Annotated in this window: 9 protein-coding genes; 5 read left to right on the forward strand and 4 right to left on the reverse strand. The window is 71.3% G+C overall.

Features of this window, described 5'->3' with window-relative positions; all coding sequences use genetic code 11:
- Window positions 1-3: 3 nt before the first annotated feature.
- Window positions 4-885, reverse strand: coding sequence for an SDR family oxidoreductase (locus BM290_RS00450; protein WP_093608785.1), 882 nt, complete (start codon window positions 883-885; stop codon window positions 4-6).
- An 84-nt stretch (window positions 886-969) separates the two neighbouring features.
- Here BM290_RS00450 and BM290_RS00455 point away from each other — a divergent pair, with 84 nt between their 5' ends.
- Window positions 970-1,554 carry a TetR/AcrR family transcriptional regulator gene (locus BM290_RS00455; RefSeq protein WP_093608787.1) on the forward strand — a complete coding sequence of 195 codons (585 nt, stop codon included), beginning with the start codon at window positions 970-972 and terminating at the stop codon, window positions 1,552-1,554.
- Between the two features lie 20 nt (window positions 1,555-1,574).
- Here the strand turns inward: BM290_RS00455 and BM290_RS00460 are convergent, their stop codons facing one another.
- The 3 genes from BM290_RS00460 to BM290_RS00470 form a co-directional block, all read right to left on the reverse strand.
- Complete coding sequence (locus BM290_RS00460; protein WP_239143352.1) at window positions 1,575-2,681, reverse strand: aromatic ring-hydroxylating oxygenase subunit alpha; 1,107 nt, start codon at window positions 2,679-2,681, stop codon at window positions 1,575-1,577.
- 10 nt (window positions 2,682-2,691) lie between these two features.
- Window positions 2,692-5,094, reverse strand: coding sequence for a GcvT family protein (locus tag BM290_RS00465; protein WP_093608791.1), 2,403 nt, complete (start codon window positions 5,092-5,094; stop codon window positions 2,692-2,694).
- 96 nt (window positions 5,095-5,190) lie between these two features.
- Window positions 5,191-5,967: an IclR family transcriptional regulator gene (locus tag BM290_RS00470; protein WP_093608793.1), complete on the reverse strand. Its 777-nt coding sequence runs from the start codon at window positions 5,965-5,967 to the stop codon at window positions 5,191-5,193.
- 146 nt (window positions 5,968-6,113) lie between these two features.
- Here BM290_RS00470 and BM290_RS00475 point away from each other — a divergent pair, with 146 nt between their 5' ends.
- Genes BM290_RS00475 through BM290_RS00490 form a run of 4 tightly spaced genes read left to right on the forward strand, consistent with a single transcriptional unit; the run spans window position 6,114 to window position 10,622 of the window.
- On the forward strand, window positions 6,114-7,202 hold the full coding sequence (locus BM290_RS00475) for an NAD(P)/FAD-dependent oxidoreductase (RefSeq protein WP_093608795.1): 1,089 nt from the start codon (window positions 6,114-6,116) through the stop codon (window positions 7,200-7,202).
- Window positions 7,202-7,543, forward strand: a complete 342-nt coding sequence (locus BM290_RS00480; protein WP_093608797.1) for a bifunctional 3-phenylpropionate/cinnamic acid dioxygenase ferredoxin subunit — start codon at window positions 7,202-7,204, stop codon at window positions 7,541-7,543. The genes BM290_RS00475 and BM290_RS00480 overlap by 1 nt, the downstream gene beginning before the upstream one ends.
- Entirely contained in the window at window positions 7,540-9,198 is a 1,659-nt protein-coding gene (gene betA / locus BM290_RS00485) for a choline dehydrogenase (protein WP_093608799.1), read from the forward strand. The genes BM290_RS00480 and betA overlap by 4 nt, the downstream gene beginning before the upstream one ends.
- The gene (locus BM290_RS00490) at window positions 9,195-10,622 is read left to right on the forward strand and encodes an aldehyde dehydrogenase family protein (RefSeq protein ID WP_093608801.1); all 1,428 of its coding nucleotides are present in this window, start codon (window positions 9,195-9,197) and stop codon (window positions 10,620-10,622) included. Before betA ends, BM290_RS00490 begins: the two co-directional genes overlap by 4 nt.
- Window positions 10,623-10,640: the final 18 nt, after the last annotated feature.

A 10,640-nucleotide genomic window follows, 5' to 3' on the forward strand; every position in this document is an offset into this window, starting at 1 on the left:
GGTTCAGGGCCGGATGTTCTCCAGGTCGGCGAGCAGGCTGGGGTGGCGCGGTGTCCAGCCCAGAGCGGCGCGGGTGTGGGCGCTGGACGACGGCTGGTCGGTGGCGAAGATCGGGCCGAGGGGACCGAACGCCTCCTCCGGCACCGGGCGGGCCGGAAGGCCGAGCCGGCGCCCGACGACCGTGGCGATGTCGCTGACCCGGTCGCCTTCGTCAGCCACGGCGTGCCAGACGGTTCCGGCCGGCGCGTTCTCCAGGGCCAGCCGGAACAGCACCGCGGCGTCGAGGGCGTGCACGGCCGGCCACCGCTGGGCGCCGTCGCCCGGGTAGCCGGCGACACCGCTGTCGCGGGCGATCCGGGTGAGCAGCCCGGCGAAGCCTCCGTCGCCGTCGCGGTGCACGGTGCGCGGGAGCCGGACGGCGGAGGTCCGCACGCCCTGCGCGGCCAGTTGAAGGGTGGTGGTGACGGTGCGGCCGCGGCCTCCGACCGGGCCGTCGGTGGGCACCGGATCGGTCTCGACCGAGTGGCGGCCCGGCACCCAGGGCGTGCCGGAGACGATCACGAACGGGCGGCCGGTGCCGATCAGGGTCTCGCCGATCGCGGTGATGGCGGCGGTCTCCTCGGCCACCGACCGGGCGACGGCGTCGGCGGTGCTGAAGTCGTTGCCGAAGGCCAGGTGGATCACCCCGTCGGCCTTGCGGGCGCCGGCCCGGATCACGTCCAGGTCGTCGAGGGCGCCGTGCAGCGGTTCGGCGCCGGCTGCCGCGGCGGCCGCTGCGGAGGCCTCGGAGCGGGTGAGGGCGAGCACGGCGTGGCCGTTGCCGAGCAACTCGGCGACGACGGCGGCGCCGACGAGGCCGGTACCTCCGGTGACGAAGACATGCATGGGACACTCCCCAAGGTGATGGGACTCTTGTCCCGTCACCGTACCAGAGTGACGGGACAAGAGTCCCATCACTATGATGGGCACATGGCGCGGTGGGAACCCGGAGCACGTGAGCGGCTCGTTCTGGCAGCTGTCGACCTCTTCACCGAGCAGGGGTACGACACCACCACCGTCACGCAGATCGCCGAGCGTGCCGGCGTCACCAAGAGCACGTTCTTCCGGCACTTCGCCGACAAACGGGACCTGCTGGTGGCCGGTCAGGAGACACTGAGCCGCCTGCTCACCGAGGGGATCGCCGAGGCGCCGGCCGGGGCGGGGCCACTCGACGCGGTCGGCGCCGGCCTCGTCCGCGCGTCAAGCGCGATGGGGCCGTTGAACCGGGAGCTCGGCCCCCGGATCAAAGCCGCCGTCGCGGTCAGCGAAGAACTCCAGCAACGCGACGCCCTCAAGTCCGTCGGCCTGGCCGCGGCCATGACGGCAGCGCTGATCACCCGGGGGGTGCCCGATCCGGTCGCGGCCCTCGCCGCCGAGATCGGGGTGCTCGCGTTCAAGCGGGGCTTCGCCCAGTGGTCCGAGGGCGACCGGGACGACGACCACGAACTGGCGCCGTACACGCTGGCCGCGCTCGCCGAGCTGCGCGCCGCCGGCGCGGCGCTCAGCCAGGTGTGATCTTCGGGGAACCAGCCGGTTCAGACGCCGAGGCGGGTGGTGACCCAGTCGTGGAAGGCGCCGATGTGGTGTTCGGAGGGGACCAGGACGCCGCCCCTGGCGTAGGCGCGGGAGCTCATCGCCGGCTGGCAGCGTTCGCACGCGTCGAAGTCCTGGACGTTGACGCGGTGGAACAGCTCCACCGAGCGGGACACGTCACGGCCGGAGGTGACGACGTCGTGGGAGTACAGCCAGTCGCATTCGACGACGGTGCGGTCGGCGGCGACCGGGTACATCCGGTGCAGGATGATGTGGTCGGGGACCAGGTTGACGAAGACCTGCGGCTTGATGGTGATGGCGTAGTAGCGCCGGTCCTGGTCGTCGGTGACGCCGGGGAGCTTGTCGAAACCCTCCGAGCCGTCGACGGTGAAACCCTGGATGCCGCTGCCGAACTCGGCGCCGTGACCCACGTAGTACTGGGCGGCGTAGCCGTCGGCGAACTCGGGCAGCACCTCCACCAGCTCGGGGTGGATGGTGGCGCAGTGGTAGCACTCCATGAAGTTCTCGACGATGAGTTTCCAGTTGGCCTTCACGTCGTAGGTGATGCGCCGGCCGACCTGGAGGGTGTCGATCCGGTAGGAGTCGATCGCCGCCAGTGTGCCGAGCCGTTCGGTGACGGCGCCCATCACGTCGTCCTCGAAGGGTGGCGGCTCGTCGGCGAGACACACCCACACGTAGCCGATCCACTCGCGCAGGTGCACGTTCACCAGGCCGTACTCGACGCGGTCGATGTCCGGCATCTTCGTCAGGTTGGGGGCGGCGACGAGTTTGCCGTCGAGGCCGTACGTCCACGCGTGGTAGGGGCACTGGAAGGCCCGTTTCACCTGGCCGGACTCCTCGGTGCACAGTTTCGCGCCGCGGTGCCGGCAGATGTTGAGGAACGCGCGCAGCGAGCCGTCGCGCCCGCGGACGATCAGGACGCTCTCCCGGCCGATCTCCACCGACTTGAAGCTGCCGGGCTGGGGCAGGTCGGCGGCGCGGACCGCGCAGAACCACATCTGCTCGAAGATCCGCGACTGTTCGAGGGAGAAGATCGTGGGGTCGGTGTAGTAGTGGCCGGGGAGGGTGGGGATGAGACTGGCGGTCACGATGACACCTCTATCGGCGGATGCGTTCCATCTTCGGGTCGAACAGCGGCTCGGCCGCCACGGTCGCCGGGAGCCGTTCGCCGAAGTACTCGACGGTGACGGCGGTGCCGGGCACTGACAGACCGACGGGAAGCCATGCGTACGCGACGGTGCGGCCGATGGTGTATCCGTAGGAGGCGCTGGTGACGTAGCCGACCGGGGCGCCGTCGGCCAGGACGGGCTCCTTGCCGAGCACGACGGCGGCGGGATCGTCGAGCGTCAGGCAGGTCAGGCGGCGATCGCTGTGGAACGAGGCGAGAGCGGCCCGGCCGATGAAGTCGCCCTTGTCCATCCGGACCGCGAACTCCAGCCCGGCGGAGACCGGATCGTGCTCGGTGGTCATGTCGGCGCCCCAGGCGCGGTAACCCTTCTCCAGCCGCAGACTGTTGAAGGCGCTGCGCCCGGCCGCGACGATCCCGTGCTCCTGCCCCGCCTCCCACAGCATGTCCCACAGGCGCAGGCCCAGCTCGGCGCTGGTGTAGATCTCCCAGCCCAGCTCGCCGACGTAGGACAGCCGCATCGCGGTCACCGGGACCTCGCCGACGAAGGCCGGCTGTGCCCGGAAGTACTTGAGGGCGTCGTGCGAGAAATCGGTACGGGTCAGCGGCTGCAGCACGTGCCGGGCGAGCGGCCCCCACAACCCGACACAGCAGGTGCCGCCGGTGATGTCCCGGATCCGCACGGAGTTCGGGGCGTGCTGCCGCATCCAGTCCTCGTCGAGCGGCCCGTTGGCGCCGATCTGGAAGACCTGCGGTCCGAGACGTGCGACGGTCAGGTCGCTGCGGATCCCGCCGTCGAAACCGAGCATCAGGGTGTACGTGACGGAGCCGACCGTCTTGTCGAGGTTGTTGGTGGTCAGGTGCTGGAGGAACTCGAGCGCCCCCGGCCCGGACACCTCGAGCCGCTTGAGGGGCGTCATGTCGTACATCGCCACCCGCTCGCGGGTGATCCGGGCCTCGGTGGCGGCGATCGGCGACCAGTAGCGGGCCGACCATTCGTCGCGGACGGGCAGGTCCGTGGCCGGATCGTTGGACGTGTACCAGTACGGCCGCTCCCACCCGGCCCCTTCGAGGAACACGGCGCCGAGCGCGACCTGCCGTGGATGGAAGGGGCTGGTCCGCAGGGGACGCGGGCGTTCCATCGGCTGCAACGGGTGCACTATGTCGTACACCTCGATGAAGTTCTGTTTCGCTCGCTCCTCGACGTAGGCGGGCGCCAGTTGCACCTGCTCGAACCGGTGCAGGTCGGCCTCGTGCAGGTCGACGGCGGGCTGCCCGTCGACGAGCCATTCGGCGAGCGACCGGGCGACGCCGGCCGAGTGGGTGACCCAGACGGCCTCGGCGACCCAGAAGCCGGCCAGCTCCCGGTGCTCGCCGATGAGCGGGAACCCGTCGGCGGTGAACGAGAAGATGCCGTTGATGCCCTCCTCGACAGCGGTGTCCGCCAGGCCGGGCAGCAGCGCGACGCTCTCCCGCCAGGCCGGGGCGAAGTCCTCGGGAGTGAACGGCAGGACGCTCGGCATCGGCGCCTCCCCGAAGGTGCGGGCGGGCATCGGGCGGTGCCCGTAATAGCCGATGCCGATCCGGTCGCCGTGCTCCCGGTAGTAGAGATCCTGGTCCTGGTGGCGGAGGATGGGCCTGCTCGCCTCCAGGACCAGGTCGTTCACGCCGGCCATGGCGGGGACGGGGCCGGTCTTGGCGTACTGATGGGCCAGCGGCAGCAAGGGGATGGTGAGGCCGACCATCTCGCCGATCCTCGGTCCCCAGAAACCCGCCGCGCAGACGACGACGTCGGCCGGGATGAAGCCCTGATCGGTCTCGACGCCGGTGACCCTGCCGCCCTGCTGCCCGACGCCGGTGACGGTGTGCTCGCCGAGGAAGCGGGCGCCGCGCTCGATCGCCCGCCGCGCCTGCGCCTCGACCGCGCGGACCGCCTTGGCCAGCCCGTCGGTGGGCACGTGAAAGCCGCCGAGGATGCGATCGGGGTCGAGGAGCGGATGCCTCGAAGCGCACTCGGCCGGGCTGAGCAGCGCGCTCTCCACACCCCACGAGGTGGCCAGGCCGTGCTTGCGCTTGAGGTCGTGCCAGCGGGCCTCGGTGGTGGCCACCTCCAGGCCGCCGACCTGGCGGAAGCACCACTGCCCGTCGAGGGTGAGGGCGCTGAGCTTCTCGACGGTGTAGGTGGCCAGCTCGGTCATGGTCTTCGACGGGTTCGTCTGGAAGACCAGGCCGGGCGCGTGCGAGCTGGAGCCGCCGGGGGTGAAGAGCGGGCCCTGGTCGACCACGGTGACGTCGGTCCAGCCGCGTCCGGTCAGTTCGTCCGCGAGGGCGCTGCCGACGACGCCGGCGCCGATGATGACTACACGAGGGTTCATGGCAGTCCCTTGCGTTTCACAGAGCGCAACACCGCTTGGAATACGCAACAGCTTCATCGAACGGCGGGACCGCCGTCAAGGCATCGATTGTTAAAGCTAGGGAATCCAGCCCATCCTGGCGCTCACCTCGCCGGCGGCGGCGATCACCCGTTTCGCGACGGCCGGGAAGGCGTCCCGGTCGAGACGGTAGGCCGGACCGGAGATGCTGAGGGCGGCCACCACCGCGCCGTCGGCGCCCCGGATCGGCGCGGCCACCGCGTTGAGGCCCACCTCGTACTCCTCGGCGGTGAAGGCCCATCCCCGCTCGCGGGCCCGGTCCAGCTCGGCGGCCAGCTCGGTCTCGCCGGTGACGGTGGCGTCGGTGAACCGCTCGGGCGGCTCGGCGAGAACAGCGGCCAGCACCGGGGCCGGCGCGTGGGCGAGCAGGATCTTGCCGCTCGAGGTGGCGTGCAGCGGCGTCTGCCGGCCGACCCAGTTGTGGCTGGTCACCGAGGCGGCGCCGCGGCTCTGGGTGATGTTGACGGCCCGGTTGCTGTCGAGGATCGCGATGTTGACGGTCTCGCCGAGGTCGGCGGCGAGCCGGTCGCAGGCCTCGTGCCCCTGACGGCTCAGGTCGAGCTGGGCGGTGACCGCTCCGGCGAGACGGACCACGCCGAGCCCGAGGCGGTACGTGCCGCGCTCCTGGGCCTGCTCCACGAAACCCCGCGCCTCCAGGGCCGCGAGCAGGCGGAACGCGGTGGACTTGTGCACGCCGAGCTCCCTGCCGATCTCGGTGACACCGGCCCCGCGCCGCCGTGCCAAGATTTCGAGGATGCTCAATGCCCGGTCGACGGACTGGACGAGCGCCGGACCGGACTCGCGTTCGTTGCTCATAGCGCAACGATAGGGGAGCGATTTCCAGGAAGTTGCAAGACGTGACGGCTCGGTGTCGCACTCTTGACTATCGATCAAGGTGCCGGGCAGTCTGTTGCGGATCTCACGAGCTGTTTCGTTTTGCACAACGAATGGCGGTCGTTTGCGTGGAGAAAGTCGCGATTGTCGGGGCGTCCCTGGCCGGTCTCGCTGCCGTCCGTGCCCTGCGCCGACAGTCCTTCGCGGGCGAGATCGTCGTCGTCGGCGCCGAGCCTCATCGGCCGTACGACCGCCCGCCGCTCTCCAAGGACTTCCTGACCGGCGCGGTCACCACCGCCGGCCTGGCGCTCTCCCCCGACGACGAGGACCTCGGCGCGGACTGGCGGCTCGGCGTCACCGCGACCGGTTTCGATCCGCGCACCCGGAGCGTGCGCCTGGACACCGGCGAGGTGCTCCGCGCCGACGGCGTGGTGATCGCCACCGGAGCCCGGGCCCGCCCGATCGAGCACGTCGGCGTCCACACGCTGCGCACCCTGGACGACGCGATCGTCCTGCGGGAGGCGCTGCGGCAGACCGGCCGCCTGGTCGTGATCGGCGCGGGTTTCATCGGCGCCGAGGTGGCGTCCAGCGCACGGAAGCTGGGCTGGGACGTGACGGTCGTCGAGTCGCTGTCCACGCCCCTGTCCGGGCAGCTCGGCACCGAGATGGGCGAGATCGTCTCCCGCCTGCACGGCGATCACGGCGTCCGCCTGCTGACCGGTGTCCCGGTGAGCGGGCTGACCGGAACCGATCGGATCGAGGCGGTCCAGCTGGCCGACGGCGCCCGGATCGAGGCGGACCTGGTGGTGGCCGGGATCGGCGCGATCCCCAACGTGGAGTGGCTCGCCGAGGCGGGCGGGCTGGCCGCCGTCACGAGCGTCCCCGGCGTGGTGGCGACCGGCGACGTCACCGGATCGCAGCACTGGACCTTCGCCGTGGAGCATCCGGCGACCGCGGTGGCCTCCCTGCTCGGCGCCGACCCCCCGGTCGCGCGGGCGCCCTACTTCTGGTCCGACCAGTACGGCGTGATGATCCAGTTCGCCGGCCACCGGCAGCCGGGCGACACCGTCCGGATCGTCGAGGGCGACCCGGAGCAGCGCCGTTTCCTCGCCGTCTACGAGCGGGACGGGCAGCCGTCCGCCGTGCTCGGCCTGAACCAGCCGAAACTGTTCACCCGGTGGCGCCGTCAGCTGCGCTCCGTTCCGCAGGAGGCCTGATGCTGCAGCCCGTCTGCCCGCTCAGCGAGATACCGCCCGGCGAGGCGTACCGGTGGGAGACCGACCCGCCGGTGGCGATCTTCCACACCGAGGACGGCGAGGTCTTCGCGATCGACGACACCTGCACCCACCAGGACGCGTCGCTGGCCGACGGGTGGCTGGAGGGCTGCGAGGTGGAGTGCCCGCTGCACGCCTCGCGGTTCGACCTGCGGACCGGCCGGGTCGACGCGCCGCCGGCGAAACTGCCGGTCCGCGCCCACCGGGTCGAGGTGGCCGACGGTGTCGTGCACGTCGAGCTCTCGAAGGAACCACCGAACCTGCCCCCCGGAGCCAAGCCATGACCAAGTACGACTTCGTGATCGTCGGTGGCGGCTCGGCCGGCTCGGCGCTGGCCGCGCGGCTCTCCGCCGACCCCCTCAACAAGGTCCTGGTGCTGGAGGCGGGCCGTCCCGACTACCCGTGGGACGTGTTCATCCACATGCCGGCGGCGCTGACCTTCCCGATCGGCAGCCGGTTCTACGACTGGAAGTACGAGTCGGAGCCCGAGCCGCACATGAACGGGCGGCGCATCTACCACGCTCGCGGCAAGGTCCTCGGCGGCTCCAGCAGCATCAACGGGATGATCTTCCAGCGCGGCAACCCGCTCGACTACGAGCGCTGGGCCGCCGATCCGGGCATGGAGCAGTGGGACTACGCGCACTGCCTGCCCTATTTCAAGCGGATGGAGAACTGCCTGGCCGCCGAGCCGGACGACCCGTACCGGGGACACGACGGGCCACTGGTGCTGGAGCGCGGGCCGGGCACGAACCCGCTCTTCCGGGCGATGCTCGCGGCGAGCGAGGAGGCCGGATATCCGCCGACCTCCGACGTCAACGGCGAGCGCCAGGAGGGCTTCGCCCTCTTCGACCGCAACATCCGGCGGGGCCGGCGTCTCTCCGCGGCGGGCGCCTATCTGCGCCCGGCGATGAAGAGACCCAATCTGACGGTACGGACCAGAGCACTCGTGTCGAGAGTGCTCTTCGACGGCACCCGGGCGACCGGCATCGAGTACACGACGAGCCGGTGCGGCGCGCCGCACCGCGTGTACGCGAGCGAGGTCATCCTCTGCGGCGGCGCGATCAACACCCCGCAGCTGCTCCAGCTCTCCGGCATCGGCAACGCCGCGGAGCTGTCCGCGCTCGGTGTCACGCCGGTGCACCACCTGCCGGGGGTCGGTGAGAACCTGCAGGATCACCTGGAGGTGTACATCCAGTACGCGTCGACGAAACCGGTGTCGATGCAGCCGTACCTGAAGTGGCGGCACCGGCCGTGGATCGGCGCGCAGTGGCTGTTCCTGCGCAGCGGGCCGGCGGCCACCAACCACTTCGAGGCGGGCGGTTTCGTCCGCAGCAACGACGACGTCGCGTACCCGAACCTGATGTTCCACTTCCTGCCGATCGCGGTCCGCTACGACGGGTCGTCCCCGGCCGGCGGCCACGGCTACCAGGTGCACGTCGGCCCGATGTACTCCGACGCCCGGGGCAGCGTGAAGATCCGGAGCCGCGACCCGCGGGAGCACCCGGCGCTGCGCTTCAACTACCTCTCCACCGATCAGGACCGTCGCGAGTGGGTGGAGGCCGTCCGGGTGGCCCGCGCCATCCTCAACCAGCCGGCGCTGGCGGAGTTCAACGGCGGCGAGACGTCGCCGGGCGAGGCGGTGCAGACCGACGACGAGATCCTCGACTGGGTGCGGCGGGAGGGCGAGACCGCGCTGCACCCGTCCTGCACGGCCCGGATGGGGGTCGACGAGATGTCGGTGGTCGATCCGGGGACCATGCGGGTGCACGGTGTCGACGGCCTGCGTGTCGTGGACGCGTCGGTGATGCCGTACGTGACGAACGGCAACATCTACGCCCCGGTCATGATGATCGCCGAGAAGGCCGCCGACCTGATCCTCGGCAACACCCCGCTCGCCCCGGTCGAGGTGCCGTTCTTCCGGCAGGGCAGCGACCGATGACCGGGAAACGGGAGATCCGCTGCCCGGCCGACGGCAGCCTCGTCACCACGGTCGCCGACGGGTCCCGTGACGACACGATCGCGGCGATCGCCACCGCCCGGCGGGCCTTCGACGAGGGCCCGTGGCCGCTCACCCCGGCCGTCGAGCGGGGCGCGCTGCTGTTCCGGGTGGCCGACCTGATCGACCGGGACGCCGCCGAACTGGCCCGCGCCGAGTCGCTGGACACCGGCAAGCGGCTGGTCGAGGCCGAGTACGACATGCAGGACGTGGCGAAGGCGTTCCGCTACTACGCGGGGATCGCGGCCACCGACGCCGGCCGGGTCATCGAGACCGGGCGCACCGACGCGATCAGCCGGGTCACGCACGAGCCGGTCGGGGTGTGCGGCCTGATCACCCCGTGGAACTATCCGCTGCTGCAGACGTCGTGGAAGGTCGCCCCCGCGCTGGCGGCCGGGAACACGTTCGTCCTCAAGCCGAGCGAGCTGACCCCGTCCACCGCGATCCTGCTGATCCGGCTGCTGGCCGAGGCCGGGCTGCCGGACGGGGTGGCGAACCTGGTGCTGGGCACCGGCCCGGAAGCGGGCGCGCCGCTGGCCGAGCACCCGGACGTGGACCTGGTGTCGTTCACCGGCAGTCTGCGCACCGGGCGCACGCTGATGGCCGCGGCCGCCGGCACCGTCAAACGGGTGGCGCTCGAACTGGGCGGCAAGAACCCGAACGTGGTCTTCGCCGACGCCGACTTCGACACCGCCGTCGACTTCGCGCTGACCGCGGTGTTCCTGCACTCCGGCCAGGTCTGCTCGGCCGGCGCGCGCCTGGTCGTCGAGGAGGCGATCCACGACCGGTTCGTGGACGCGGTCGTCGAGCGGGCCCGCCGGATCCGGCTGGGCGGGCCGTTCGACGCGGAAGCCGAGACCGGGCCGCTGATCTCCGCGCAGCACCTGGCCAAGGTCGAGGAGTACGTGGCCGCGGGTCTCGCCGAGGGCGCCGTGCTGCGCTGCGGCGGGCGGCGGCCGGACGACCCGGCGCTGGCCGGTGGCTTCTACTACCTGCCGACCGTGCTGGACGGCTGCCGGTCCGGGATGACGGTGGTCCGCGACGAGTCGTTCGGGCCGGTCCTGACCGTGGAGACGTTCACCGGCGAGGAAGAGGCGGTCCGGATCGCCAACGACACCGACTACGGGCTCGCCGGGGCGGTCTGGACCACCGACGCCGGCCGGGCGCAACGGGTGGCGCAACGGCTGCGGCACGGCACCGTCTGGATCAACGACTACCACCCGTACGTGCCGCAGGCCGAGTGGGGCGGCTTCAAGCAGTCCGGCATCGGCCGTGAGCTGGGCCCCTCCGGGCTCGACGAGTACCGCGAGACCAAGCACGTCTGGCAGAACATCGACCCCCGCCCGCAGCACTGGTTCCGGCCCTAGACCATTTTGGAGTTTCAC

Source organism: Actinoplanes philippinensis (assembly GCF_900113015.1).
Taxonomy (GTDB): domain Bacteria; phylum Actinomycetota; class Actinomycetes; order Mycobacteriales; family Micromonosporaceae; genus Actinoplanes; species Actinoplanes philippinensis.

Coding starts and splice junctions, on each gene's coding strand:
- BM290_RS00480 (WP_093608797.1), top strand. CDS start 7,202: ATGCTGCAGCCCGTCTGCCCGCTCAGCGAGATACCGCCCGGCGAGGCG.
- BM290_RS00470 (WP_093608793.1), bottom strand. CDS start 5,967: ATGAGCAACGAACGCGAGTCCGGTCCGGCGCTCGTCCAGTCCGTCGAC.
- betA (WP_093608799.1), top strand. CDS start 7,540: ATGACCAAGTACGACTTCGTGATCGTCGGTGGCGGCTCGGCCGGCTCG.
- BM290_RS00465 (WP_093608791.1), bottom strand. CDS start 5,094: ATGAACCCTCGTGTAGTCATCATCGGCGCCGGCGTCGTCGGCAGCGCC.
- BM290_RS00450 (WP_093608785.1), bottom strand. CDS start 885: ATGCATGTCTTCGTCACCGGAGGTACCGGCCTCGTCGGCGCCGCCGTC.
- BM290_RS00455 (WP_093608787.1), top strand. CDS start 970: ATGGCGCGGTGGGAACCCGGAGCACGTGAGCGGCTCGTTCTGGCAGCT.
- BM290_RS00490 (WP_093608801.1), top strand. CDS start 9,195: ATGACCGGGAAACGGGAGATCCGCTGCCCGGCCGACGGCAGCCTCGTC.